The organism is Streptomyces sp. NPDC047000 (assembly GCF_040644295.1).
Lineage (GTDB): Bacteria > Actinomycetota > Actinomycetes > Streptomycetales > Streptomycetaceae > Streptomyces.
In genome coordinates, this window is the sequence record NZ_JBEYWE010000011.1 from 86,982 (window position 1) to 112,220 (window position 25,239).

The window sequence follows — 25,239 nt, forward strand, 5'->3', positions numbered from 1 at the left end:
GGGTGTCCTGTGACGAATGACAAGATTCCAGCACCGGAACGCCTGGTCGGTACCGGAACGCCGGGTCGGTACCGGAACATCGTGCCGGTGCCCGGGCACCGTGTCACCGCCCGGGCGCCGTGTCAGCGCCGGAGCAGCGTGTCACCGCTGGAGCACCGCGAAGGACGCCCCCTGATTGTCGCTGACGACGGCGACGGTGCCGTACGACGTCTCGAACGGCGGAACCCGCACTCGTCCGCCGAGCCGCTGCACCCGCCCCAGGACGGCCTCGCAGTCCTCCACCCGGAAGTGCACCAGGAAGTGCGGCGGCATCTCGGCGGGGAACACCCCGGAGACCGGGGCACGGCCGAAGTCGGGCTCGGCGCCCTCGCCGAACAGGGCGTCACGGAAGAGGCCGCCGTAGAAGGTGTTGACCGCGGTGGTGTCGCGCGCGTACAGCTCCACCCAGACGAAGCCGCCCGGCTCGTGGCGCCGCCCGAAGCCCCGGTGCCCGCCGGGCTGCCACAGCCCGAACACGGCGCCCTCGGGGTCGGCCGCCTGGGCCGCGGTGCCGAGGGTGCCGAGCGGCGTCGGCGCCATGACCAGCTGTCCGCCGGCCGCCAGGACACGGCGCATGAGGGCCTCGGCGTCCGGGGTGGCGAAGTACACCGTCCAGACGCTCGGCATCCGGCCGTCCGTCTTCTGCGCGAGCGCCGCGACCGGTTCGCCGTCGAGCCGGGCCCACCGGAAGTCCCCGTGCGCCTCCTCGAAGGTCCACCCGAAGAGCTCTCCGTAGAACCGCTCCCCCGCCGCCACGTCGGGCAGCCGGGCGTCCACCCAGCAGGGGACGCCCTCTCCGTACACCGATGCCCTGTTTTCGGCCATGCTGCCAACCTACTGGCGTCACGCGCACCGCGCAGACCAGGCACACCACCGCTCACACCCCCGCGCACCCCATTTGCAGTCGGCCGAATAGCGATCCGATCACCCCTCGGTAAGCTGACGACATGACAGGACAAGTGCGTACCGTCGACGGCCGCGTGGCCGGCCGGCGTGGGCAGGCGACACGGCAGAAGCTGCTCGACTGCCTCGGCGAGATGCTGAGCTCGTCTCCTTACCGTGACGTCAAGGTCATCGACGTCGCCCGCAAGGCGGGCACTTCGCCCGCGACGTTCTACCAGTACTTCCCGGACGTCGAAGGTGCCGTCCTGGAGATCGCCGAGCAAATGGCCTCCGAGGGCGCTGGATTGACCGAACTGGTCGCCGGGCGGTCCTGGGCGGGCAAGGCCGGATGGCAGACCGCGCAGGAACTTGTGGACGGCTTCCTCGATTTCTGGCGCAAGCACGACGCCATCCTGCGCGTCGTCGATCTCGGCGCCGCCGAGGGTGACAAGCGCTTCTACAAGATCCGTATGAAGATCCTCAACGCGGTGAACAACTCCCTGAGCGAATCCATCGCGGAACTCCAGGCCAAGGGGCGGATCGACAAGGATGTGAACCCCGCGGCGGTGGCGGGCTCACTGGTCGCCATGCTGGCGGCGGTGGCCGCGCACCAGAAGGGTTTCACGTCCTGGGGCGTCAAGCAGGCGGAACTCAAGCCGAACCTGGCGCTGTTGATCCATCTGGGTGTGACGGGGCGGAAGCCGACGAGGTAGGTCCGCCCGGAGACCGTGACCCTCATCACTTTTCGTTGGCGTCCGCCCACTTTTCCAGCCCCCAAGTCCTGTCTCACGGGCGGTGGTCGACGGCTGTGGACCACCGCCCGCAGCGCTGCGCGCGCGTCACGCGCCACGTGTGACGCGTGGTGCGTGGTGCGTGGTGCGTGACGCACGGCATGTGGTGCGTCACGCGTCATCTCCGCAGCAGCCTGAAGATCCGTATCTCCCGTTCCACCCGGGCCTGGTACGTGGCGTACGGCGGCCAGCAGGCCAGCGCGTACTGCCAGGCGGCGGCCCGTTCCGCACCCCGCAGCAGCACGGCGTGCACGGCGATGTCCCGGCCCTTCCAGCTGATCTCGGCGTCGGGGTGGGCGAGAAGGTTGTGCGTCCAGGCGGGATGTCCCGGCCGCCCGAAGTTGGACCCGACCAGCAGCCAGGTGCGCTGCCCGCCCTCCTCGGGCAGGCAGGCCAGCGGCGTACGGCGCGCCTCCCCGCTCCTCGCCCCGGTCGAGGTGAGCACGGCGCCGGGCAGCATCAGCGCGCTGAGCAGCACCTTTCCCCGGGTGAGCCGGTGCACGGCACGGTCGAGGACGGGGACGACGCGGGGCGCCGCCCTGGCGAAGCCGCGGGTGGAGGACACCTTCTGCAGCAGTCGGGCGCCGGTGCGGGCCATCAGACGGTCACCCCTTCCGCGTCGGCGGTGAAGAGCCCGGCGGCGTCGGCGGCACGGGCGCGCAGCCGGTGCACGGGCCCGAAGAGCAGTTCGTCCCCGGCGGCCCGCTTGAAGTACAGGTGGGCCTCGTGCTCCCAGGTGAACCCGATACCGCCGTGGAGCTGGATGCCCTCCCCGCCGACCAGCCGCAGGGCCTCCAGTGCCTGGGCGAGCGCGAGCCCGCCGGCGCGCACGCCCTCCCGCCCGGTCGCCCAGGCGGCGTAGTAGGCGGCGGAACGGGCGGCCTGGACCTGGACGTAGGCGTCGGCGAGCCGGTGCTGGAGCGCCTGGAAGGACCCGACGGCCCGCCCGAACTGCTCCCGCTGCTTGACGTACTCGACGGTACGTTCCAGGGCCCGGTCGGCGGCCCCGACGGCCTCGCAGGCGAGGAAGGCGGCGACGCCGTCCCCGGCGGCGGTGAGGGCGGCGGGGACGTCCGCGTGCGCGTCGGCGCCGAGCAGTTCGGCCCCCACGTCCCGGAGTTGCAGGCGCCCCTGGGGCCGGGTGGCGTCGAGGGCGGTCTGCCGTACGCGCCGCAGTCCGGGGGCGCCGTCGGCAGGTACGAGGAAGAGGAGGACCCGGGACCGGGCGAACCCCCCGCTGTGCGCGGCGACGACCAGCAGCCCGGCGCTGTGCCCGTCCAGCACCTGCTCGACCTCCCCGTACAGCCGCCACCCCTCCCCCTCCTTCCGGGCCTGCACCCCGCCGGCCCGCCCGCCCCCGGCCCAGTCACCCCCGCCGCCGCTCCCGCCGGTGAGACCGAGGACGCCGGCGAGGGCGGCGCCGGGGACGGCGAGGGCGGCGGTGAGGGCGCCGGAGGCGATGCGGGGCAGCAGGGCGGCGCGCTGGGCGTCGGTGCCGAGGGCGAGGAGGAGGGGTGCGGTGAGGACGGCCGTGGCGAGGAGCGGGGAGGGGGCGAGGGCCCGTCCGGTCTCCTCGGCGGCGAGGGCGAGGTCGGTGGGGGTGCAGCCGACGCCGCCGTAGGTCCCGGGGAGGGCGAGGCCGGGGAGACCGAGGCCGTCGGCGAGGACGGTCCAGAGGGCGGGGTCGTGTCCGGCGGGGGTGTCGAGGGCGGCGCGGCGCTCGGCGGGGCCGCAGCGTCCGGCGAGCAGGTCGCGCAGGGTGCGGCGGATCTGGTCCTGTTCGGGGGTGAAGCAGGCGTCCATGGGGGCGGCTCCCTCGGTATCTGACGGCGCGTCATGTTAGGACGCGGGGCGGCGATTGCCCAGAGCCGCGCCCTTCGCCGGACCCCTGCCGCACCGACCCGCATCTGATGTACCGTCAGATCTCATGACGCGAGGGAATCGCAAGGTCGCCGTGGTCGGTGCGGCCCTGGCGGACTGCGGCAGGGTGGACGACGCGACGCCGTACGCCCTGCACGCGCAGGCGGCCCGCCGGGCCCTGGCGGACGCGGGCCTGGACCGCTCCCGGGTGGACGGCCTCGCCTCGGCGGGTCTGGGCACGCTGGCACCGGTGGAGGTGGCGGAGTACCTGGGCCTGCGCCCCACGTGGATGGACTCCACCTCGGTGGGCGGCTCGACGTGGGAGGTGATGGCGGCCCACGCGGCGGACGCCATCGCGGCGGGCCACGCGGAAGCGGTCCTGCTGGTCTACGGCTCGACGGCGAGGGCCGACATCAGGGCGGGCCGCCGGACCGGCGACCTGTCCTTCGGCAGCCGCGGCCCGCTCCAGTTCGAGGCGCCGTACGGTCACACGCTGATCGCGAAGTACGCGATGGCGGCCCGCCGTCACATGATCGAACACGGCACGACGATCGAGCAGCTGGCGGAGGTGGCGGTCCAGACGAGAGCCAACGCGGCCCTGAACCCGGAGGCGATGCACCGCACCCCGATCACGGTGGACGAGGTCCTCTCCGGCCCGATGATCGCGGACCCGTTCACCAGACTCCACTGCTGCATCCGCTCGGACGGCGGCGCGGCGGTCCTGCTGGCGGCGGAGGACCACGTACCGGACTGCCGCACCGCCCCCGTCTGGATCCTCGGCACCGGAGAGCACCTCTCCCACGCGACGATGTCGGAGTGGCCCGACTTCACGGTCTCCCCGGCGGCGGTGAGCGGCCGCCTGGCCTTCGAGCGGGCCGGGGTGACCCCGGCGGACATGGACTTCGCGGAGATCTACGACGCGTTCACCTACATGACCCTCGTCACCCTGGAGGACCTGGGCTTCTGCGCGAAGGGCGAGGGCGGCGCCTTCGTGGAGAAGGGCCGGCTGAAGGTCGCGGGCGGCGAGCTCCCGGTCAACACCGACGGCGGCGGCCTCTCCGCCCAGCACCCGGGGATGCGGGGCCTGTTCCTGCTGGTCGAGGCGGTACGGCAGCTGCGGGGCGAATGCGGCGAGCGGCAGGTACGGACACGGGACGGACAGCTGCCGCGCCTGGGGGTGGCGTCGGGCACCGGGGGGTGGTTCTGCTCCTCGGGGACGGTGGTGCTGGGGCGGGGGTGAGCCGGCGGCGGCCGCGGGTTAGGCGTCGCGTACGGCGGCCACGCACTGGTCGTAGAGGTCCAGGAGGTCGCCCTTGCCGTCGTCGCCGACCCACGCCATCGAAGCGGCGTCCAGGCAGGCGAACGCCGTGGCGATCACCGCGCGGGCCCGCGGATCCGCGCCGTCGGCGGCCATGCCCATGCGCGCCTCGACGAGCGGTCGCAGATCCTCCTGGAACTGCAGCCGCTTCTCGAGCCAGCCGGCGCGCAGCGACGGGGTGTCGTGGAGGAGGCGGAACCGCTCCAGGGCCTGTTCGCGGCTGTCGTGCAGGGCCAGAACGGCGGCGACCCCGGCGCGCAGGACCTCCCAGACACCGGCTCCGGCCGGCTGCCCGCTGATCGCGTCCACCAGTACTTTCCCGAACAGCCGCTGATCACCGCCGAGGAGGTCCTCCTTGGCACCGAAGTAGCGGAAGAGGGTGCGCTGGGAGACGCCGGCCTCCCGCGCGATCTGGGCGACGGTCGTCCTGTCGTAGCCCTGCTCGGTGAACAGCCGCAGAGCCGTCGCCAGGATCTCCCGGGAGGCCAGCTGCCGCGTCCGGTCCCACAGCGTGGCCGATACGCCCGTCGCGGCTTCGTCTCCCTGCTTCATGCCGACCAGGCTAACCCAGCACTGCCACTCAGACACCGACAGCCTTCTTGGCAGTCACTGCCAGCCAGGCGTACGCTGTCAGAACGGAACCCCTTCCCCCGGAGGGGCACCCACCCTCCACCTCTCCCCCCTTCACCCCAAGCCCCCGTAGGAGCGCATGATGTCCTCACCCGCAGCGCTGATCACCGGTGGAACCAGCGGCATCGGCAGGGCGACCGCCGAACTGCTCCATTCCCGCGGTTACCGCGTGATGGTCACCGGCGTCGACCATGCCGCCGACGCCGGACTTCCCGAAGAGGTCCTGGTGGTCCGGGCCGACGCACGGTCCCTGCCCGACATCGACCACGCCGTGGACAGGGCCCGCCGGCACCTGGGCTCCCTCGACCTGCTCTTCCTCAACGCGGGCGTCTCCCGCCCCGGCCCGATCGAGTCGACCGACGAGGACGCCTTCGACGCCCTGTTCGACATCAACGTCAAGGGCAGCTTCTTCACCCTGCGGAAGGCGCTGCCGCTCCTCGGCGAGGGCGCGTCGGTCGTGTTCACCGTGGGCGCCGGCGAAGGGGTGGGAGCCGCCACGACAGCCGCCAAGGGCGCCCTGCTGCCCCTCATGCGGTCCCTCGCGCTCGAACTCGCTCCCCGCGGCATCCGCGTCAACGCCGTCAGCCCCGGCCTCATCGACACCCCCGTCTACGGCAGGATGGGCGTCACCCGGGAGATGCTCGACACCTGGGGCAAGGAGGTCCCGCTCGGCCGCGCCGGCACGCCCGCCGACATCGCCGAAGCGGTGGCCTACCTCGCCTCGGACGCCGCCGGCTACATCACCGGCGACAACCTGGTCGTCTCCGGAGGCATGGGAATCCACGCCCGCGCCTGACCCGCCGGGCGGTCGGCGACAAGGTCGACAGGAAGCCGCCCTGGGCGAATGTGCCGGTCAAGCTGAGCAGCCGGCCCCTGTCCTTCGGTCAGCGGTGGTGGCGGACCGCGGTGACGAAGGCCGTCCAGATGGTGGGGGTGACGGTGAGGACCGAAGCCGTCGGCGTGCGAGTCTTGGAGTCGCGCACGTAGACCGCAGCGGGAATGACGGCTATTTCGAGGCAGGCGCCGCCCTCGTTGGTGCTGTGGCTCGACTTGAACCAGTTGAGCTGGACCGTGTTCACAGTTGCTCCGCCTTCCGTTCGATGAGCTCCGCCGACTCCCATGGCGTGAGCGCCTGAGCCCGCAACATGCCGAACAGGTCCAAGAGGCCGTTGGCCTGATCCGGCCGGGAGATCAACGTACTGCCCGCCTGAGACTCGACGAAGACCAGATTGCGGCCTTCTTCCGTACTCATCAGCTGCATGGCACCTTGCAGCCCGGCATGCGTATGGCGGTCGGCCGGCATGATCTGCAGGGTGAGGTGGCTCATTGTCCGCATCAGCTCCAGCACATGGAGCAGTTGCTCCCTGAGTGCCTTCGGGCCACCGAACTGCCTCTCCAGCGCCGACTCCTCGACCACGAACCCGAGACGCGGCAGCGGATGCCGCGTCAACACCGACTGCCGTTCGAGACGGGCTTCGACGTGCTTGTCGATCTCCTCGCCGACGAAGGAGGGATAGCGGGACTCATACAGAGCGCGCGTGTACGACTCGATCTGCAAAAGCCCTGGGACCACCATGACCTCATAACCGTTGATGATCGGGGCCAACCGTTCGAACCTCACCCAGTCGACGAACTTCGGCGGGTACTTCTCCTCCTCCATCATCTCGACGCACGCGCACAGCGCTCCCCTTGCGTCCAGGCCCTTGTCCGCGTGCTTCAGGAACGCCGTCGTCGGGATCCGTTCCGCCCGTTCGTACGAGCCGAGGCAGGACTCCGACACGTGGAGCAGGTCCGCCGCTTCCTTCTGGGTGAGTCCCAGCCGTGTCCGGTGGACGCGCAGCAGCTCCCCCACCATCCGCCGGCCCGCCGAAGGCGCCTCACATGACCCCACTCCCGCCACCGTCCTCTCCACAAGCACCGATGTGCATCGTGTCCACCTGGTCACGCTAGGCACACGGCGCGAAGCTCGTCCGTATGACGAGCAACCTTCACCCGAACTGGGTGCCCGCAGTCGGTCTGCAACTCCGGTTGGCCGGGATTCACTTCGATGCCGTCCGTGTCTGCGGGGTCCGAGGGGAGGCCGTGGTGCACCACCTCGCCTCACTCACCGACGACCGGCCCGGTCCCGTCGTGCGGGAGGTCGGCCGGGGGCGCTGGACGTACTTCCTGCTGGCTCCCGGTGAGGGGGAGGAGTTCGACTGGCCGCCCGGCGTACGCCGTCTCGGGCGGCCGGCGCCGGCCGGGCGGGACGAGTACGTCGGCATTCCGGCACCGGACGGCAACACGTACCCGCTCAGCTGGCGCTGCGGGGCGCCGGAGCTGGGAGAGTTCGTCGACGCCGAGCTGCTGCACGGCGTGCTCACGGCCCAACTCGGGCAGTGCTGCCGGCATCCGGCATGATCCGGGATCGGGAGGCGGGGCGTGTCGGCTTGTCCGGAGAAGGCCGCGCAGCAGCAGATGGAGCGGGACGACCTGGACGAACTGATCACCGACTTCGACCAGGTGAACGGCCCGGCGGATCCGCAGGCGGTGGCTGCCAAGCGTGCCGGGTACGCCATCGACGCGATGCGGTGCGCGACCGCGCTTCGGTGTCCGGGCACGGAGGTGGTCCTGACGTCGGACGTCGAGGACATCGGACTGCTCACCACGGGCCATCCACACGTCCGGGCCGAGAAGGTCTGCCTTCGGGCCACCACCTCAGGTGATACTCAGCCCATGGATCTTCAGAAACTGCTGCGGTCCCTTCGGGTGTGGGATCCGGAATTCACCGAACTGAGGTCGCTGGAACCGGGCTCCGTGCCCGACGGGCCGGTGGAGCTGTTCGGGGCCTGGCTGAGTGAGGCCGTGGCGGCCGGGCAGGTCGAGGCGCACACCATGTCGCTCGCCACGACCGACGCCGAGGGTCTTCCCGACGCGCGGATCGTGATGCTGCACGGTGCCGACGAGGAGCACGGGTGGGCGTTCGCGTCCCACTCCGGGAGTGCCAAGGGGCAGCAGCTCGCCGCGCAGCCCCACGCCGCCCTCGTCTTCTACTGGCCCGTGCACGGGAGGCAGGTCCGGGTGCGGGGGTCCGTCGCCACCGCCCCGGCCACCGAGGCACAGGCCGATCTCCACGCCCGTTCCACCGGGGCGCTCTCCTCCGCCCTCACGGGGCACCAGAGCGAGCCCCTCGGATCCCTGGAGGAGCTGGCCGAGGCGTCGCGGGCCGCTTGGCGGCGGGCCGAGCTGGAGCCGACGGCCGCCGTGCCGTCCTGGACGCTCTACCATCTGCGGCCCGACACCGTGGAGTTCTTCCAGGGGGATGCCCAGCGGCGTCACATACGGCTCGTCTACCGGCGCGAGGCGGAAGGGTGGAGCAGGCAACTGCTCTGGCCCTGAGCCGTCCGGTCCTCAGCCACCCGGGTCAGGCGGGCCACCCGGGTCAGGCGGTGTCGTCCGTCGTCAGTCTCGCGTGCAGGTGGACGTCCCGGAAGGCGTCCACGCGGCCCGTGTCGAACATCGCTCCCCGCAGCGTGCCCTCCGCGCGGTAGCCGCACTTCTCCGCTATCCGGCACGACGCCTCGTGGCCCAGCGCGTGGCCGAGTTCCAGCCGGTGGAGCGGGAGTTCGGCGAACGTCCAGCGGGTGACCACGGCCAGCGCCCGGGTGGCGACCTGGTGGCCGCGGGCCTCCGGGAGGACCCAGTAGCCGATGCGGGCCACCCGCATCACGCGGTCTATGGCGTTCACCCCGACATGGCCGAGCACCCTGCCGTCGGCCTCGTCCGTGACGCAGAAGTGCGCGCACGTGCCGTCCGCGATCGCCCGCGCCTGGGCCCTCAGCGACTGCCGGGCCCCGGCGAGGTCGGCGGTCTGCGCCAGCGGGGTGTTCCAGCGCAGGAAGTCGGGGTCGGTCCTGCCACGCAGCCAGGCCGCGGCGTCGGCCTCGGACTCCGCGTCCCAGCGGCGCAGGCGCAACCCCTCGCCGCTCGGGTCCGGGCCGGTGTCCACGGGCGGGCGCCTGCCCCGCGGGCGGCAGATCGGGAGCGGAGCACGGTCGCGTCGGTCACGCGGGTCGTGTCGGTCGCGTAGGGGTGCCATGCCTCCCATTTTGAAACCGGTGAGTCCCCCATTCCCCCCGGGTCACCCCCTCAACGGCCGGAACACGGGGATCCCGCACCGGAAAGCCGCCTCCAGCGCCATCCCCGCCCGCAGCCCGGCCGCCGCGCACTCCACGACCTCCGTCATCATCCGCGGGCCCTCGGCGAGGTCGACGACCGCGGCGACGTACGGCGTGCGGCTCGTGAAGGGCGGCAGCTGGTTGCGGTGCACGACCGACCATGTGTAGAGCGTGGCCCGGCCGCTCGCCGTCTCCCACCTCACGTCCTCGCTCCAGCAGTGCGGGCAGAACTCGCGGGGGTAGTGGTGCGGCCTGCCGCAGGTTCCGCAGCGGCGCAGCAGGAGGCGGCCCTGCGCCGCCGCGTCCCAGTAGGGGCGGGTGAAGGCATCAGGCTCGGGGGCGGGTGCGTCGGGGCGTCGGGGCCCCGGGTCGGGTGTGCCGGTCATGCGAACCATCCCAGCGCGCTGTCCAGCGACCACGTCTGCCACGACATCCCGAAGAACCCCGTCACCGAGATCAGTGCCATCATCGAGTTCTGGCCCTGTTCCGCCCAGTCGTGGATCATGAGCGTGAAGTACAGGGCGTTCAGGACCAGCCCCCCGACCAGCGCCGCCGGCGTCAGCAGCCCCAGGACCAGCCCGAGCCCGAGTGCCAGTTCCGCGTACGCGACGACGTACGCCATCAGGCGCGGCCGGGGCGAAACCACCGCGGCGAAACCGGACCGTACCGCGCCCCACCGGTGTTTCTCCGCGATGCCCGCCGCCCAGCCGATGCCGCCGCCCCGGAACCAGGTCTTCTTGTCCTTGTGCCGCCAGCTCTCCAGCCACCACAGCCCGAGGCCGATGCGCAGCACGGCCAGCCATTCGGCACCACTGAGCCAGATCGTGTCCATGGGCACCCCTGCCGACGGCGTACGTACGGTCCCGGTCCGGTTCCGGGCCAGGTATCTGACGGTACGTCAGTTCAGCCGATCGGCACCGCTTCCGCAAGACCCGTACGACGCCGGAACCCCGCGACCGGGGCCGCTACGCCACACATCCCACCCCTCCCTCCCCCAGCCGTGATCGATCCGCAATCAATTCCCCTCTTGACCGAGACCCATCAACGGTGGGTGACATTACGCTCGCGCTCATGGCCGACTCGTCCAACCCCCCGACCCCCGCCGCGCCGACCGGCGCCGCGCCCACCGCCGAGCACCCCGTCTACGTCGTCGGAGGCGGCCCCGGCGGCCTCTCTGTGGCGTACGAGCTGCGCGCCCGGGGCATCCGCGCCGTCGTACTGGAGCGGTCCGACCGCGTCGGGTCGTCGTGGCGCAAGCACTACGACCGGCTGCGGCTGCACACCACGCGGCGCATGTCCGCCCTGCCGGGGCTGCCGATGCCGCGCCGGTTCGGGCGGTGGGTCGCCCGGGACGACGTGGTGCGCTACCTGGAGAAGTACACCGAGGTCCACGACCTGGAGATCGTCACCGGCGTCGAGGTGTCCCGCATCGAGCACGCGGCCGACGGCGGCTGGCTGCTGCACGCCACCGGCGGGCGTGAACTGACCGGCGCCGCGGTCGTGGTGGCGACCGGGTTCAACCACACCCCGCGCATCCCGGACTGGGCCGGGCTGGAGTCCTTCTCCGGCGAGTTCGCGCACGCCGGTGCCTACCGCAACGCCGAGCCCTACGCCGGGCGCGACGTGCTCGTCGTCGGCGTCGGCAACACCGGTGCCGAGATAGCCGTCGACCTGGTGGAGGGCGGGGCCTCGCGGGTACGGCTCGCGGTGCGGACGGTGCCGCACATCGTGCGCCGGTCCACCGCCGGGTGGCCCTCGCAGTACTCGGCCGTGCTCGTCCGCCGGCTGCCCGTCCGGCTCGTCGACCGGCTGGCCAAGCCGGTGACCAGGCTCGGCGTGCCCGACCTGACGGCGCAGGGGCTGCCGCGCCCCGACTCCGGGCTCTACTCGCGGGTGCGGGAGGGCGCCATCCCGGTGCAGGACGTCGGGCTGATCGACGCCGTACGCAAGGGGAAGATCGAGATCGTCGCCGCCGTGGACTCCTTCGAAGGCGGCAAGGTGGTGCTGGCCGACGGCACCCGTATCGAGCCGGACGCCGTGATCGCGGCCACCGGGTACGTCCGCGCCCTGGAGGGGCTCGTCGGCGATCTCGATGTGCTGGACGAGCGCGGCCGGCCGGTCGTGAGCGGCGGGCGTTCCCCGCAGAACGCCCCCGGCCTCTACTTCACCGGCTTCACCAACCCGATCAGCGGCATGTTCCGTGAGCTGGCCATCGACGCGGAGAAGATCGCCAAGGCCGTCGTACGGTACGGGGCGGACCGGCTGGCCCGGCTGCCGGAGTGACCGGCGGGTCCCCACGGCTGCCGGACCGGTCGGCGGGGCTCACGCCGGATCGGCCGGCGGGTCTCGCTTCTCCGGCGGCCGGAGGTAGTTGAGCGTCAGGCGGGTCAGTTCCTCCAGGAAGCGGTCCCGCGGGATCGGCGGCCGGTCGAGGAGATAGCGCACGGTCAGGTGCTCGACCGTGCGCACCATCATCCACACCGCCGTGTCGAGCGGGGTGTCCGGGCGCAGGCCCTCGCGCCGGGTGGTCAGGTAGGCCAGGACCAGTTCACCGACGCGCTGCTCGAAGGCGCGCAGCGCGCGGCCGTCGTCCAGGCGCGGGCCGTGCTCGACCACGGCGCGCAGGAACGGCGGCTCCACGTCGAGCCCGTCGACCAGCGCGGCCAGCGTGGTGCGGGCGACCACCGGGGCGGGCTGCTCGAACTGGCCGGACATCCGGGTCGTGACGGCCGAGACCAGGGCGTCGCTGTAGCGGTCCAGCACCGCGAGGACGATGGCGTCCTTGTGCGGGAAGTACTGGTAGAGCGAGCCGGGGCTGATCCCCGCCTCCGCCGCGATCCGGCTGGTCGACGCACCCTCGTAGCCGTGCTCGGCCAGCACCTCGCGGCCCGCGCCGAGGACGCGTTCCACCATGGCCCGGGAGCGTTGCTGCGTCGGTGTCCTGCGGGGCGAAACGCGAGCGGCGGCCGTGCGCCGCGCGTCGGGACGGGGCGACGACATGGGCGTCAGAACGCGAATTGAACGCGAGTACGGGGGACGGTCACCATCACGTCATGGTCGCACACGAGCCGTTACAGCGTGAGACCCCTGACGTCTCCGCTGCCGCACCCGCGCCGAGGACACCCGCGCCCCAGCCACCCGCGCCGGACTCACCCGCGCCGAGGACGTCCGCACCGAAGCCGCCGGTGTACCCGAGCCGTTTCCGGGAGACCGAGGGCCTCAACCGCCGTCTGGGCAGACCGCTGCGGCTCCTGCTGCTGGGCCGGGGCCGGACGGACCCGGCGCTGCTGGCCACCATCGGTGAGCGCCTGACCGCCCGCGACGAGACCGGCGCCGCCCTGGCCGCCGCCCTGCGCAACCCGGACCCGGCGGACCCGGACAAGGTCACGATGAAGCAGTTCCGGCGGGCGCTGGCCGACGGGATCGACGCCGTGCCCGAAGCGCCGCGCCCGCTGCGGGAGTTCTTCGCCGCCGTGGACCCGGTGCCGGACTGGGTGGACTTCGGCCTCGTCGACGAGGGCGGCCGGGTCGTCCGCCGCTTCGGCCGCAACTCCGCCGACGTCATGCTCCAGTTGGCGCTCATCGGGTCGTACCGCTTCGACGGGCCGCCGAACCTGCTCGTCATGACCGGCGGGCTGACCGGCGGATCGGCGCTGCGCAGGATCGCCGAGACCCAGCAGTGGGCGACCGCCGTCACCGGGCCCGGCGCGATGCGCCGCGACGGCGAGGGCTTCCGCCTCACGGTGCACGTACGCGTGATGCACGCGCTGGTGAACCATCAGGTGGAGCGGGGCGGGGAGTGGGACACCGCGCGGTGGGGCCTGCCGGTCAACCGGTCCGATCTCGCCTCCACCCTCGGTCTGTTCAACGCCGTGCAGCTGCTCGGGGTGCGGCTGCTGGGCGTCCGCGTCACCCGCGCCGAGTCGCGGGCGCTGATGCATCTGTGGAGGTACGTCGGTCATCTGATGGGCGTCGACGAGGACTGGCTGTGCGACACCGAGCTCGAGCAGCACCGGCTGAACTACCATCTCCTGCTCGCCCAGAGCTACGGCGGTACGGCCGGTCCGCCACTGGCGGGCGCCCTCGTGGACGCCCAGCGCGCGCTGCACTTCGAGCACTTCGCCGGGCTGCGGCGCCGGTACGCGCGGGCGCGGCTGCTGAGCATGCTGCGTTACTTCCTCGGCCGCGAGGGGATGCGGGACCTGCGGCTGCCGGCCGCCCGGCCCTGGGCGGTGCCGCCGCTGGTGGCCGCCAACGTCGTGCGGTACCAGGTGCTCGGGCGCAGTGCGGCGGGGCGCGCGTATCTGCTGCGGCGCGGCGACCGGTTCGTACAGCGGCATCTGCGGCGGTACTTCGGGGCGGACGCGCCCGATGTGGGGGCGCTCCGGGTGGGCGCCGGGACGGGCCGGCGGCCCGGTGAGAGCGGTGCCGTTCACAAGGGTTCCTGACAAGGCTCCCGTTCAGTAATCTGACAGAGCGTCAGTTTTGACGGGTCATGACGCGCCGGTCCGGTGCGTCACGGAGTCGCCGAGTTCAGGAGCGGGGCGGACGATGCTCGGATCAACCCACGGCACCCTCACCACCGACTCCCGGCGGGCCCGGGTCATCGCCTGCGGCGAACCCCGGCCCGGCAACGCCGTGCACGGGCGTACGGCGGCCGATGTGGACGACCTCGACGTCAGCGGCCGTCCACTGTACGCCGACGTGCCCGACCTGGACCGCTTCTTCCGCCCCGAGTCGGTCGCCGTGGTGGGCGCGTCGGACATGGAAGGGCGGCCCAACACCGGTATCACGCGGCAGCTGGTGGCCTGGGCCGAGCGGGTCGGCGCCCGGCTGCACCCGGTGCACCCGACCCGGTCCGCCGTTTTCGGCCTGCCCTGTTCCCGCTCCGTGACCGAGCTGCCCGAACCGGTCGACCTCGCCGTCCTGCTGGTCGCCGACCCGGTGCCGGTGATCGAGGAACTCGGCGCGGCCAAGGCGAAGTTCGCGGTCGCCTTCGCCTCAGGGTTCGCGGAGACGGGAGCGGCGGGCGCCGAGGCCCAGGACCGGCTGACGGCCGCCGTGCGGCGGGCGGGACTGCGGCTGCTCGGCCCGAACACCAACCTGAACGCCTTCGAGGAGTTCCGCGACGACCTCACCGGCCCGGCCATCGCCCTGATCACCCAGTCCGGGCACCAGGGCCGCCCCGTCTTCGCCCTCCAGGAACTCGGCATCCGCCTCTCGCACTGGGCGCCGACCGGCAACGAGGCCGATCTGGAGACCGCCGACTTCCTCTCGTACTTCGCCGAGCGGCCGGAGACCGGTGCCGTCGCCTGCTACATCGAGGGCCTCAAGGACGGCCGTTCCTTTCTCCTCGCCGCCGACCGCGCCGCCCGCCGCGGGGTGCCGGTCGTCGCCGTGAAGGTGGGCCGCACCGAGGCCGGCGCGCGTACGGCGGCCTCGCACACCGGCAAGCTCACCGGCGCGGACGACATCGTGGACGCGGCGATGCGGCAGTTCGGGGTGATCCGCGTCGACGGGCTGGACGAACTCCAGGACACCGCCGCCCTGCTGGCCCGCGCCCGGCCGCCGCGCGCCGACGGAGTCGTCGTCTACTCCATCTCGGGAGGCACCGGCGCCCATGCCGCCGACCTGGCCACCGCGGCCGGACTGCGGCTTCCGGTGCTGCCGGAGGCCAAGCAGGCCGAGCTGCACCAGTGGATCCCGGAGTATCTGAGCGTGGCCAACCCCGTCGACAACGGCGGGCATCCGGTGGGTGACCGGCGCGGTCGGCAGATCATCGACGCGATCCTCGCCGACCCGTCCGTGGGCGTGCTGATCTGTCCGGTCACCGGCCCCTTCCCGCCGCTCAGCGACCGGCTGGTGCGGGATCTGGTGGACGCGGCGGAGACCACGGACAAGCTGGTGTGCGTGGTGTGGGGCTCACCGGTCGGCACCGAGCCGGCGTACCGCGACGTGCTCCTCGGCTCGTCGCGCGTGGCCACCTTCCGCACGCTGGGCAACTGCCTCACGGCGGTCCGCGCCTACCTCGCCCACCACCGTTTCACCGCCGCCTACCGCTCCCCCTTCGACGAGGCCCCCCGCACCCCGTCCCCCTCCCACCGCAAGGCGCGGGCCCTGCTCCAGCCCGGCGGACAGCTCAGCGAGCACGCGGCGAAGCAGCTCCTGCGCGCCTACGGCATCCGCGTGCCGCGCGAGCAGCTGGTGACCAGCGCGGCGGCGGCCGTACGGGCGGCGGCGCAGATCGGCTACCCGGTGGTGATGAAGGCGTCCGGCGCGCGGCTGGCCCACAAGACCGACCTGGGCCTGGTGAAGATCGGCCTCACCTCGGCGAGCCAGGTCCGCGACGCCTACCGCGAGCTCACCGACATCGCCCGCTACGAGGGCGTGGACCTGGACGGCATCCTGGTCTGCCAGATGATCGAGCGGGGCGTGGAGATGGTCGTCGGGGTGACCCACGACGACCTCTTCGGGCCGACGGTGACCGTGGGGCTCGGCGGGGTGCTGGTGGAGGTCCTGCGGGACGCGGCGGTACGGGTGCCGCCGTTCGGCGAGGACCAGGCGCGCGCGATGCTCACCGAACTGCGCGGCGCGGCCCTCCTGGAGGGGGTGCGCGGGCGTCCGCCGGCCGATGTGGACGCGCTGGTGGAGGTGGTCCTGCGGGTGCAGCGGATGGCGCTGGAGCTGGGCGACGACGTCGCGGAGCTGGACATCAACCCGCTGCTGGTGCTGCCCCGCGGGCAGGGCGCGGTGGCGCTGGACGCGCTGGTGGTGTGCCGGTGACGCCGCCGCCGTCGTCGCCGTCGCCGGACGAGGGGACGTGGGTGCGGCACGAGACCCGCGCCCAGGTCTCGTACCTCACCCTCTCCCGTCCCGAGACCCTGAACGCCCTCACCCCCGGGATGCGGGAGCGGGTGATCGCGCTGCTGTCGGAGGCGTCGGCGGACCCGGACGTCCGGGCCGTGGTCGTGACCGGCACGGGCCGGGGCTTCTGCGCGGGCGCGGACCTGCGGGGCGGCACCACCGCCACCGGTGAGCGCGTCGTGGGCGACGTGTCCCGGATGCTGCGCCTGGGCGCCCAGCGTCTGATCGCGGCCGTACTGGACTGCGAGAAGCCGGTACTGGCGGCGGTGAACGGTACGGCGGCCGGCCTGGGCGCCCATCTGGCCCTGGCCTGCGATCTGGTGCTGGCGGCGGAGTCGGCGCGTTTCGTCGAGGTGTTCGTCCGCCGGGGCCTGGTCCCGGACGCGGGAGGCGCGTACCTGCTCCCCCGGCTGATCGGCCCGCAGCGCGCGAAGGAGCTGATGTTCTTCGGCGACGCGCTCCCGGCGCCGGAGGCCGAACGTCTGGGCCTGGTCAACCGGGTCGTCCCGGACGCGGAGCTGGAGAAGACGGCCGCGGAATGGGCCACCCGCCTGGCCGCCGGCCCGACCCGCGCCCTGGCCCTGACCAAGCAGCTGGTCAACGCGTCCCTGGACACGGACCGCGCGACGGCGTTCGCCGCGGAGGCGGCGGCCCAGGAGCTGAACATGACGACCCGGGACGCCCAGGAGGGAGTGGCGGGCTTCAAGGACCGCCGCCCCGCGAGGTACACCGGCCGCTGAGCCGCGCGCCGCCCCTGCCGCGCGTCTCCCTTACCCGACGGCCGAGTTGACCGAGGCGATGATCTTCTCGCCCCACTCCTTGGTGATGCTGCCCGGACCGTTGGCCTGGAGCCCGAGGTGGCCGAACTTGGCACTGCGATCGGCGCGCAGCTTCATCTTCCGCATCGGGCTCAGGTCGCTCTTCTCCTGGGGCGAGAGCAGGTCGAACATGTGGTTGTTGCTGCTGCGGGAGACGAACGAATACTTGTGGGCGGCCGAGCCGCCCCCCTTGACCACGGTGAAGCCGATGGTCAGACCGGCGGTCTGGAGGTCCTCCGCGTCCTCCAGTTCGAGGTTCTTGACGAGCTGCTTGTACTTGTCCTTCTCGTAGACGTGGGCTGCCAGCTTGCCGTGACTGGACAGGGCGCCCGACGCGGCGTGCGTCGTGTACACGGTGGACCGCTCCTGGTACACCCTCGATTCCCGCAGGATCTCCGGCGGGTTGTCCTGGTCCTCCTGCGGATGCTCGGCGACGCCCTGCTTCAGGTACTCGCCGGTGCTCTGGGTCGGGAAGAGGATGATCTTCGGCTCGTTCGGCGCGCCGTTGTCGTCATGGCCCCCGAAGCGCACCAGACCGGTGAACGCCGTACCGGGGGCGCCGAGCCGGAAGGCGTCCAGGCTGCCCTTGTGCACCTTGACGGGCCCGCCGGGGACGACCGGCCAGTGCGGAGGCACTCCGCCGCTGCCGGAGACGGCGATGTAGGCGTCCGAGTCCTTGTACCCGGGCCGGTGGCTCTGCTTGAGCGCTTCCATCTGCGGTGTGTCCACGAAAGCTTCGTGGTTGACCTGCTCGTACCGCTCCTTGATCAGGTCGACGATGTCGGTGCGGTTGACACCGTAGTAGCGCGTGATCACCTGCCGGACGAGCGGCTTGTTCCGCAGCGGCAGCCGCCCGTCGGGCACGGTGGAACGGATCCCGACGTGTTCGGGAGGCAGCTCGAACTCGTTGTCGGCGGAGGTCGCGGCGGGGGCCACGGCGGCCGGGCCCCGGCTGAGGACGGGCATCGGCGGCGGCGGGGGCGCCGGGGGCGCGCCCACCGGGGTGCGCTGGACGGTCGGGAGGTGCCGGCTGCCGCCGCTCAGCGCGCGGCCGACGGCGACGTTGCCCGCGAGGTTCTGGAGGCGGAGGAGCTGCGCCGGGGCCGAGGTGGACGGCGTGGGCGCGGGCCCGGCCTGGGCCGCGCGCCGGGCGCGTTCCCTCGCCTCGGCCGCCCTCTGTCGCTCCTGAGCATGCATCGCTGACCCCTCCGTTCCGAGAAACCGAGTAAACCTCTCCTGATCGGTGCTGGCAAAGAGCGCCTCGCGGGCGGCCGGGACGGTTGCCCTCAAGTACCTCTCCCTTTCCCCCGCGTCCGCCCGAGCGGCACCACGCACCCGCTCTCCCGCCGTACGGGGCTTCCCATCTGACGTGACGTCAGCTTCAATGGCGGGATGATGGGACACGCAGGAGCGGCGGCGGCCGCGGTCCGTCACCTGAGGCGGACGGGCACCGGCGCGCACCCCGGCGCCGGGCCCCTGCCCCGCCCCGAGCTGCGCTGCGTCCGGGACGACGAGCGGGCGCCGGTGGACCAGGCGGAGTTCCGCCGCGTACTGGGGTGTTTCCCGACCGGGGTGACGGTCGTGACGGCTCCGGCGGCCGCAGGGGAGTCCTCTCCCGCGGGCTTCGCCTGCCAGTCCTTCTCGTCCCTCTCCCTGGACCCTCCGCTGGTCGTCTTCATGGTGGCCCGCACCTCCACGACCTGGCCGCGCATCGCCCGCGCCGGGGTGTTCTGCGTCAACGTGCTGAGCGCGGACCAGGGCCCGCTGTGCCGTGCCTTCGCGGTGAGCGGGGCGGACAAGTTCGCGGGGGTGCGGTACGAGCCGTCCCCGGTCTCCGGTGCGCCTCGCCTCACCGGCGCCGCCGCGTGGCTCGACTGCGCGATCCACGCCGTCCACACCGGCGGCGACCACCTGATCGTGGTGGGCAGGGTCACCGCTCTGGCCGCGCCGCCCGGCACCTCGCCCGACGGTCCCCTCGTCTTTCACCGCGGGGGATTCACCGCTCTGCGGCCCTGACGGCCTCGGCGGTCTGCCCGCGCGGCCCGGCAGATCTGCCCTCCGGTCCGGTGGACAGGGCAGGACCGCCCGCACCTGACGGTCCTCACACCGCCGCGGCGGCAGCCGGCGCGAGGCGCGGCGCGACCGGCCGCCGCCGGATGATCAGTGCCATCAGCGCCGCCACCGCGCACAGGGCGCCCGAGGTGTACCAGACCATGTCGTACGAGCCGAACGCGTCGCGGGCGGCGCCGCCGAGGTAGGCGACCAGGGCGGCGCCGATCTGGTGGGAGGCGAGGACCCAGCCGAAGACGATGGCGCTGTCCTCGCCGTAGACCTCGCGGCACAGGGCGAGGGTGGGCGGGACGGTGGCGACCCAGTCGAGACCGTAGAAGACGATGAAGAACACCATCGGCGGGTGCACGCTCGGCGCGAGGAGCATCGGGAGGAAGAGGAGCGAGACGCCGCGCAGGGCGTAGTAGACGGCCAGCAGACGGCGCGGCTCGAAGCGGTCGGTGAACCAGCCGGAGGCCACCGTGCCGACGACGTCGAACACGCCGATGACCGCGAGCAGCGAGGCCGCCGCCGTGATGGGCATGCCGTGGTCGTGGGCGGCGGGCACGAAGTGGGTCTGGACCAGGCCGTTGGTCGAGGCGCCGCAGATCGCGAAGGTACCGGCCAGCAGCCAGAACGGTCCGGTGCGGACGGCGGACAGCAGGATCCGTACGGCCCGGCGGGCGGCTCCCTTCACCGGGGCGGGCCTGGGCACCCACTCGGTGGCGCCGTAGGGCAGCCGGCCGGTGTCGGCCGGGTGGTCGCGCAGCAGCAGCCAGACGAAGGGGACGACCGCGAGGGCGGCGAGGGCGACGGTGACGGCGGCGGGACGCCAGCCGTGGTGGGCGACCAGCCAGGACAGCAACGGCAGGAAGATCAGCTGCCCGGAGGCGGAGGCGGCGGTGAGGATGCCGGTGACCAGGCCGCGCCGCTCGGTGAACCAGCGGTTGGTGACCGTCGCCGCGAACGCCAGCGCCATCGAGCCCGAGCCGAGCCCGACCAGCAGGCCCCAGCAGAGGATCAGCTGCCATGCCGCGGTCATCCACACGGTCAGACCCGACCCGACCGCGATCACGGTGAGCGCGACGGCCACGACGCGGCGGATGCCGAAGCGGTCCATCAGCGCGGCGGCGAACGGGGCGGTGAGGCCGTAGAGGGCGAGGTTCACGGAGACGGCCGCGCCGATCGTGCCGCGGGACCAGTGGAACTCGGCGTGGAGGGGGTCGATGAGGAGTCCCGGCAGGGAGCGGAAGGCCGCCGCGCCGATGATCGTGACGAAGGTGACGGCGGCGACGAACCACGCCCGGTGGACGCGGTGTCTGCGGACGCCGGCGGGAGTCTCGGTGCTCGCGGCTGCATCGTGTGTCTGGGTCACGTCATCGAGGGTGCGGTGCGGGGACCCGTCCGGACCACTGGCCCGAAGGACAGTGTCCGCTAGGATCGGGCCATGACCGACGCACGGGAACCCGTACCGGACCCTGACTTCCGGCCCCACCGGGTCGTCGTCCTCGCCCTCGACGGGCTGCTCCCCTTCGAACTGGGCATCCCGCACCGGATCTTCGGCCGGCCCAGGGACACCCACGGCCGCCACCTCTACGAGGTCGTCACCTGCGCGCTCCGCGAGCCGGGCCCGGTCAGGACGGACGCCGACTTCACGGTGGACGTGCCGCACGGCCCGGAGGCACTGGCCACCGCCGACACGGTGATCGTCCCGGCGTCGTACAAGCTGGGCCCGGTGTACGAGGAGGGCGTACTCACCGCCGAACTGGCCGCCGCCCTCGCCCGTATCCGCCCCGGCACCCGGATCGCCTCGATCTGCACCGGCGTGTTCGTCCTCGCGGCGGCCGGCTACCTGGACGGACGCCGGGCGACGACCCACTGGGCCGAGACCGACCGGCTCCAGCGGCTCTTCCCGAAGATCGAGGTCGACCCGGACGTGCTGTTCATCGACGACGGCGACGTGCTGACCTCGGCGGGTGTGGCGGCCGGGATCGACCTGTGCCTGCACATGCTGCGCCGCGACCACGGTACGGCCGTCGCCAACGCGGCGGCCCGCCGCACCGTCGTGCCCCCGCACCGCGACGGCGGCCAGGCGCAGTACATCGAACGCCCGGTCCCCGACCCGGCGCAGACCACCACAGCCAGGGCCCGCGGCTGGGCCCTGGCCCGCCTCCACGAGCCGCTCCAGCTGCGCGACATGGCGGCCCGGGAGTCCATGTCGGTACGCACCTTCACCCGCCGCTTCCGCGAGGAGACCGGCATCAGCCCCGGCCAGTGGCTCACCCAGCGGCGCGTGGAACGCGCCTGCCGGCTCCTGGAGTCCACGGACCTGTCCGTCGACCAGGTGGCCCGCGACGCCGGCTTCGGCACGGCCCAGTCCATGCGCCAGCACCTCCAGACGGCCCTGGGGGTGACCCCGACGGCTTACCGGCGGACGTTCCGGACGGAGGCGGGGACGGGGGCGGAGGCGGATACCGGGGAGCCCGTGGCGTCTAGAACGTGAAGACCCCGCGGGCCAGGTGGCCCGCTTCCGCGTCTGTTCTTGCCTTGTCGAAGTCCTCTATCGGGTAGGTCGTCGTGATGAGTTCGTCGAGGAGGAGGCGGCCCTGGCGGTAGAGGCCGGCATAGAGGGCTATGTCGTGCTGGGGGCGGGCGGAGCCGTAGCGGCAGCCCAGGATCGATTTGTCCAGGTAGAGCGAGGAGACCTGGAACGACGCCTCCGCCGCGGCCGGGGGGACGCCCAGGAGGACGGCCTGGCCGTGGCGGTCCAGGAGGTCGATCGCCTGGCGGATCAGCTCCACGCGGCCCACGCACTCGAAGGCGTGGTCGGCGCCCGTGGGGAGGAGGTCGCGGACCCCTTCCGTCGAGGTGAGGAAGTCCGTCGCGCCGAACTGCCGTGCCGCCGCCTCCTTCGCCGGGTTGGCGTCGACCGCCACGATGCGCAGGGCGCCCGCGATCCGCGCGCCCTGGATGACGTTCAGGCCGACGCCGCCCGTGCCGATCACCAGGACCGTGTCTCCCCGGTCCACACGGGCCCGGTTGAGCACCGCGCCCACTCCCGTCAGGACGCCGCAGCCGATCAGGGCCGCCGAGGTCAGGGGGATGTCCTTCGGTACGGGGACCGCCTGGACCGCCTTCACGATCGTGTGCTCGGCGAAGGCCGAGTTCGCCGCGAACTGGAACAGCCGGGTGCCCGCCCGTGTGAAGGGGCGGGTCGGGCGGCCTATCGCTCTCCGGCACATCGTCGGGCGGCCCCTGTCGCACTCGGCGCAGGTGCCGCAGTTGGCCAGGGTGGAGAGCGATACGTGGTCGCCGGGGGCGACGTGTGCCACTCCTGCGCCTACCGATTCCACCACTCCCGCGCCCTCGTGGCCCAGGACCACCGGGACCGGGAAGGGGATCGTGCCGTCCAGCACGGAGAGGTCGCTGTGGCACAGGCCCGCCGCCCTGATCGACACGCGTACCTCGCCGGGCCCCGGGTCCCGTACCTCCAGGTCGTCGACGACCTCCGCCCGCCGTCCGTCGTACACCACACCGCGCATCGTGCGGCCCCCTCTCAGCCCTCGGCTCGTCTCGGCAGGCCGAGCACGCGCTCGGCGATGATCGTGCGCTGGATCTGGTCCGAGCCGCCGTAGATCGTGTCGGCCCGGGAGAAGAGGAACAGGTGCTGGTCATCGTCCAGTCGGTAGGGGGAGGCGGGGGTCCAGTCCGCGGGGCCCGCGCTCGCCTCCGCGCCGCGGACCTGCACCGCCAGTTCGCCGAGGCGCTGGTGCCAGCCCGCCCACAGCAGCTTCGCCACGCTCGGCGCTCCCGCGTCGCCCGAACCGCCCAGCGTGCGCAGGGCGTTCCAGCGCATGGTGCGCAACTCCGCCCACTGGCGGACCAGGCGGTCACGGACGACCGGGTCGGCGGCGGCTCCCGTCTTCACCGCGGTGCGGAGCACGTCCTCCAGTTCGCGGGCGAAGCCGATCTGCTGGGCCAGGGTCGACACGCCCCGTTCGTAGCCGAGCAGGCTCATCGCCACGCGCCAGCCGTTGCCCTCGCCGCCCACCACGTGTTCGGCCCGCGCACCGTCGAAGAACACCTCGTTGAAGTCGCTGGTGCCGGTCAGCTGCCGGATCGGGCGGACTTCCACCCTGCCCGGCTGGTCCATGGGGACCAGCAGGAAGCTCAGGCCGCGGTGGCGTCGCGAGCCGGGCTCCGTACGGGCCAGGACGAAGCACCAGTGGGCCTCGTGCGCGAGTGACGTCCAGATCTTCTGGCCGGTGACCCGGTGGCCGGCACCTCGCGGGTCGCGTACGGCCGTGGTGCGGATGCCCGCCAGGTCGGAGCCCGCGCCCGGTTCGCTGTAGCCCTGGCACCAGAGTTCGTCGCCCGCGGCGATCGGCGGGAGGAAGCGGGCCTTCTGGGCCTCGGTGCCGTGGGCCAGCAGGGTGGGGGCCAGCAGGTTCTCGCCGATGTGGCCCGAGCGTGGGGGTGCGCCGGAGCGGGCGTACTCCTCGGCCCAGGCGACCTGCTGGGTGAGGGTGGCTCTGCGGTTGCCGTACCCGGCTTCCGGCCAGCCGAGGCCTATCCAGCCTGCGGCGCCGAGGGTGCGTTCCCAGTCCTGGCGGGGTTGTGCGTGGTGGTTGGCCCGGAGCCAGGTGCGGGCTTCGGCGCGGAACGCCTCGTCCTGCGGGCCGAATCCGAAGTCCATCGTTGCCGCCTCGTGTGTGTGGTGCGGGTTGTGTGGCGGGGTGGGGGTGTTTCGCCCCCGCCGCCCCTTCCCGTTCCCGTCCCTGGGGGCTGCGCCCCCAGACCCCCGTTTGTCGGCCCTGAACGGGCCTCGTCCTCAAACGCCGGACGGGCTGGCAGAGACCCCCTCACGTGTTGGGGCGGGCTCCCTCGCGGGCCGCTCGTTCCATTGCCGCCAGGCGTTCCAGCATCGGCATCGGGTCCGTGCCGACCGTGCCCGGGAGGGACTCCGCGATGCGTTCCGGGGTCCAGCCGCCGCCGTCCGCGTACGCGGCCCTCAGTTCGCGGGGCTGGGCCCAGACCGCGAGTTTGGGGCCCGCGATCGTGTAGACCTGCCCGGTGACGCCCTGCTCCCGGGCCCGGTCGGAGAGGAGGTAGGTCACCAGCGCGGCCACGTCCTCCGGGTCGCCGATCTCGGCGAGTTCCATCGGCACGTTCGCCGACATGCGCGTACGGGCCACGGGGGCCACGGCGTTGGCCGTCACCCCGTACTTGTGCAGGCCCAGCGCGGCGCTGCGGACCAGGGAGATGATGCCGCCCTTGGCCGCGCTGTAGTTGGCCTGCGAGACGGAGCCCTGGTGGTTGCCGCTGGTGAAGCCGATCAGGGTGCCGGAGCGCTGTGCGCGCATCACCGCGGACGCCGCCCTGAACACGGTGAACGTGCCCTTGAGGTGGGTGGCGACCACCGGGTCCCACTCCTCCTCCGTCATGTTGAACAGCATCCGCTCACGCAGGATGCCGGCCACGCACACCACTCCGTCGAGGCGTCCGTACGACGCCAGGGCCGTGTCGACGACGCGCTGTCCGCCCGCCATCGTGGAGATGTCGTCGGCCACGGCGACCGCGGTCCCGCCCGCCGCCTCGATCTCCTTGACGACCGCCTCCGCGACCTCGCTCGTCGGCGCCGTGCCGTCCGCGGCCACGCCGTAGTCGTTGACCACGACGCGAGCCCCCTCGGCCGCCGCCGCCAGCGCCACCGCCCGTCCGATGCCCCGGCCCGCGCCCGTCACGGCGACGGTCCTGCCTGCCAAGAAGTTCCCCACGCCCGGCCCCTTCCCGCGGTTTCTGACGGACCGTTAGATTTTATGACCGGCCGG

At 72.7% G+C, this 25,239-nt stretch carries 26 protein-coding genes; 11 read left to right on the forward strand and 15 right to left on the reverse strand.

What is annotated here, in order from left to right; all coding sequences use genetic code 11:
* Window positions 1-141: 141 nt before the first annotated feature.
* Entirely contained in the window at window positions 142-864 is a 723-nt protein-coding gene (locus tag ABZ862_RS19245; RefSeq protein WP_360959541.1) for a VOC family protein, read from the reverse strand.
* Between the two features lie 122 nt (window positions 865-986).
* Between ABZ862_RS19245 and ABZ862_RS19250 the strand changes: the two genes are divergently transcribed.
* Window positions 987-1,634 carry a TetR family transcriptional regulator gene (locus ABZ862_RS19250; RefSeq protein ID WP_360959543.1) on the forward strand — a complete coding sequence of 216 codons (648 nt, stop codon included), beginning with the start codon at window positions 987-989 and terminating at the stop codon, window positions 1,632-1,634.
* A gap of 196 nt (window positions 1,635-1,830) precedes the next feature.
* On the opposite strand, the gene ABZ862_RS19255 is transcribed toward ABZ862_RS19250, so the two are convergent.
* Window positions 1,831-2,310 carry a nitroreductase/quinone reductase family protein gene (locus ABZ862_RS19255; RefSeq protein ID WP_360959545.1) on the reverse strand — a complete coding sequence of 160 codons (480 nt, stop codon included), beginning with the start codon at window positions 2,308-2,310 and terminating at the stop codon, window positions 1,831-1,833.
* Entirely contained in the window at window positions 2,310-3,515 is a 1,206-nt protein-coding gene (locus ABZ862_RS19260) for an acyl-CoA dehydrogenase family protein (RefSeq protein ID WP_360959547.1), read from the reverse strand. Before ABZ862_RS19260 ends, ABZ862_RS19255 begins: the two co-directional genes overlap by 1 nt.
* A 124-nt stretch (window positions 3,516-3,639) precedes the next feature.
* Here ABZ862_RS19260 and ABZ862_RS19265 point away from each other — a divergent pair, with 124 nt between their 5' ends.
* A complete protein-coding gene (locus ABZ862_RS19265) occupies window positions 3,640-4,812 on the forward strand; it encodes an acetyl-CoA acetyltransferase (protein ID WP_360959549.1) in 1,173 nt (390 codons plus the stop codon).
* 18 nt (window positions 4,813-4,830) lie between these two features.
* Here the strand turns inward: ABZ862_RS19265 and ABZ862_RS19270 are convergent, their stop codons facing one another.
* Window positions 4,831-5,442 (reverse strand): TetR family transcriptional regulator, encoded by a 612-nt coding sequence (locus ABZ862_RS19270; RefSeq protein WP_360959551.1) that lies wholly within the window; start codon window positions 5,440-5,442, stop codon window positions 4,831-4,833.
* A 160-nt stretch (window positions 5,443-5,602) separates the two neighbouring features.
* Between ABZ862_RS19270 and ABZ862_RS19275 the strand changes: the two genes are divergently transcribed.
* Window positions 5,603-6,316 carry an SDR family oxidoreductase gene (locus tag ABZ862_RS19275; protein ID WP_360959553.1) on the forward strand — a complete coding sequence of 238 codons (714 nt, stop codon included), beginning with the start codon at window positions 5,603-5,605 and terminating at the stop codon, window positions 6,314-6,316.
* Between the two features lie 88 nt (window positions 6,317-6,404).
* Here the strand turns inward: ABZ862_RS19275 and ABZ862_RS19280 are convergent, their stop codons facing one another.
* Window positions 6,405-6,599, reverse strand: coding sequence for a DUF397 domain-containing protein (locus ABZ862_RS19280; protein ID WP_360959555.1), 195 nt, complete (start codon window positions 6,597-6,599; stop codon window positions 6,405-6,407).
* A complete protein-coding gene (locus ABZ862_RS19285) occupies window positions 6,596-7,375 on the reverse strand; it encodes a helix-turn-helix transcriptional regulator (RefSeq protein ID WP_360959557.1) in 780 nt (259 codons plus the stop codon). Before ABZ862_RS19285 ends, ABZ862_RS19280 begins: the two co-directional genes overlap by 4 nt.
* Before the next feature lie 119 nt (window positions 7,376-7,494).
* Here ABZ862_RS19285 and ABZ862_RS19290 point away from each other — a divergent pair, with 119 nt between their 5' ends.
* A complete protein-coding gene (locus ABZ862_RS19290) occupies window positions 7,495-7,920 on the forward strand; it encodes a hypothetical protein (protein ID WP_360959559.1) in 426 nt (141 codons plus the stop codon).
* 315 nt (window positions 7,921-8,235) lie between these two features.
* The gene (locus tag ABZ862_RS19295; RefSeq protein WP_360959827.1) at window positions 8,236-8,898 is read left to right on the forward strand and encodes a pyridoxal 5'-phosphate synthase; all 663 of its coding nucleotides are present in this window, start codon (window positions 8,236-8,238) and stop codon (window positions 8,896-8,898) included.
* A 43-nt stretch (window positions 8,899-8,941) separates the two neighbouring features.
* Here the strand turns inward: ABZ862_RS19295 and ABZ862_RS19300 are convergent, their stop codons facing one another.
* The 3 genes from ABZ862_RS19300 to ABZ862_RS19310 all read right to left on the reverse strand — a co-directional run bounded on the left by ABZ862_RS19300 (window position 8,942) and on the right by ABZ862_RS19310 (window position 10,509).
* Window positions 8,942-9,508, reverse strand: a complete 567-nt coding sequence (locus ABZ862_RS19300; RefSeq protein WP_360959561.1) for a GNAT family N-acetyltransferase — start codon at window positions 9,506-9,508, stop codon at window positions 8,942-8,944.
* A gap of 132 nt (window positions 9,509-9,640) precedes the next feature.
* Window positions 9,641-10,063 carry an OB-fold domain-containing protein gene (locus ABZ862_RS19305; RefSeq protein ID WP_360959563.1) on the reverse strand — a complete coding sequence of 141 codons (423 nt, stop codon included), beginning with the start codon at window positions 10,061-10,063 and terminating at the stop codon, window positions 9,641-9,643.
* Window positions 10,060-10,509 carry a DoxX family protein gene (locus ABZ862_RS19310; protein ID WP_360959565.1) on the reverse strand — a complete coding sequence of 150 codons (450 nt, stop codon included), beginning with the start codon at window positions 10,507-10,509 and terminating at the stop codon, window positions 10,060-10,062. The genes ABZ862_RS19305 and ABZ862_RS19310 overlap by 4 nt, the downstream gene beginning before the upstream one ends.
* A gap of 239 nt (window positions 10,510-10,748) precedes the next feature.
* Between ABZ862_RS19310 and ABZ862_RS19315 the strand changes: the two genes are divergently transcribed.
* On the forward strand, window positions 10,749-11,960 hold the full coding sequence (locus tag ABZ862_RS19315) for an NAD(P)/FAD-dependent oxidoreductase (protein ID WP_360959567.1): 1,212 nt from the start codon (window positions 10,749-10,751) through the stop codon (window positions 11,958-11,960).
* Window positions 11,961-11,999: 39 nt separating this feature from the next.
* On the opposite strand, the gene ABZ862_RS19320 is transcribed toward ABZ862_RS19315, so the two are convergent.
* Window positions 12,000-12,590: a TetR/AcrR family transcriptional regulator gene (locus ABZ862_RS19320; RefSeq protein ID WP_360959569.1), complete on the reverse strand. Its 591-nt coding sequence runs from the start codon at window positions 12,588-12,590 to the stop codon at window positions 12,000-12,002.
* A 272-nt stretch (window positions 12,591-12,862) separates the two neighbouring features.
* Here ABZ862_RS19320 and ABZ862_RS19325 point away from each other — a divergent pair, with 272 nt between their 5' ends.
* The 3 genes from ABZ862_RS19325 to ABZ862_RS19335 all read left to right on the forward strand — a co-directional run bounded on the left by ABZ862_RS19325 (window position 12,863) and on the right by ABZ862_RS19335 (window position 17,281).
* Window positions 12,863-14,125: an oxygenase MpaB family protein gene (locus ABZ862_RS19325; protein WP_360959571.1), complete on the forward strand. Its 1,263-nt coding sequence runs from the start codon at window positions 12,863-12,865 to the stop codon at window positions 14,123-14,125.
* A gap of 103 nt (window positions 14,126-14,228) precedes the next feature.
* Window positions 14,229-16,460, forward strand: a complete 2,232-nt coding sequence (locus tag ABZ862_RS19330) for an acetate--CoA ligase family protein (protein WP_360959573.1) — start codon at window positions 14,229-14,231, stop codon at window positions 16,458-16,460.
* A 41-nt stretch (window positions 16,461-16,501) separates the two neighbouring features.
* The gene (locus tag ABZ862_RS19335; RefSeq protein WP_360959575.1) at window positions 16,502-17,281 is read left to right on the forward strand and encodes an enoyl-CoA hydratase-related protein; all 780 of its coding nucleotides are present in this window, start codon (window positions 16,502-16,504) and stop codon (window positions 17,279-17,281) included.
* A 30-nt stretch (window positions 17,282-17,311) separates the two neighbouring features.
* Here ABZ862_RS19335 and ABZ862_RS19340 read toward each other — a convergent pair whose 3' ends face one another.
* Window positions 17,312-18,556, reverse strand: coding sequence for a hypothetical protein (locus ABZ862_RS19340; RefSeq protein ID WP_360959577.1), 1,245 nt, complete (start codon window positions 18,554-18,556; stop codon window positions 17,312-17,314).
* A 198-nt stretch (window positions 18,557-18,754) separates the two neighbouring features.
* Between ABZ862_RS19340 and ABZ862_RS19345 the strand changes: the two genes are divergently transcribed.
* Window positions 18,755-19,375 carry a flavin reductase family protein gene (locus ABZ862_RS19345; protein WP_360959828.1) on the forward strand — a complete coding sequence of 207 codons (621 nt, stop codon included), beginning with the start codon at window positions 18,755-18,757 and terminating at the stop codon, window positions 19,373-19,375.
* An 85-nt stretch (window positions 19,376-19,460) separates the two neighbouring features.
* Here ABZ862_RS19345 and ABZ862_RS19350 read toward each other — a convergent pair whose 3' ends face one another.
* On the reverse strand, window positions 19,461-20,783 hold the full coding sequence (locus ABZ862_RS19350; protein WP_360959579.1) for an MFS transporter: 1,323 nt from the start codon (window positions 20,781-20,783) through the stop codon (window positions 19,461-19,463).
* 72 nt (window positions 20,784-20,855) lie between these two features.
* On the opposite strand from ABZ862_RS19350, the gene ABZ862_RS19355 reads away from it, so the two are divergent.
* Window positions 20,856-21,911: a helix-turn-helix domain-containing protein gene (locus ABZ862_RS19355; RefSeq protein ID WP_360959581.1), complete on the forward strand. Its 1,056-nt coding sequence runs from the start codon at window positions 20,856-20,858 to the stop codon at window positions 21,909-21,911.
* Here ABZ862_RS19355 and ABZ862_RS19360 read toward each other — a convergent pair.
* The 3 genes from ABZ862_RS19360 to ABZ862_RS19370 form a co-directional block, all read right to left on the reverse strand.
* Entirely contained in the window at window positions 21,901-22,950 is a 1,050-nt protein-coding gene (locus tag ABZ862_RS19360; protein ID WP_360959583.1) for a Zn-dependent alcohol dehydrogenase, read from the reverse strand. The two genes, ABZ862_RS19355 and ABZ862_RS19360, sit on opposite strands and share 11 nt — an antisense overlap.
* 14 nt (window positions 22,951-22,964) lie before the next feature.
* The gene (locus tag ABZ862_RS19365; protein ID WP_360959585.1) at window positions 22,965-24,104 is read right to left on the reverse strand and encodes an acyl-CoA dehydrogenase family protein; all 1,140 of its coding nucleotides are present in this window, start codon (window positions 24,102-24,104) and stop codon (window positions 22,965-22,967) included.
* Between the two features lie 166 nt (window positions 24,105-24,270).
* The gene (locus ABZ862_RS19370; RefSeq protein ID WP_360959587.1) at window positions 24,271-25,185 is read right to left on the reverse strand and encodes an SDR family NAD(P)-dependent oxidoreductase; all 915 of its coding nucleotides are present in this window, start codon (window positions 25,183-25,185) and stop codon (window positions 24,271-24,273) included.
* Window positions 25,186-25,239: the final 54 nt, after the last annotated feature.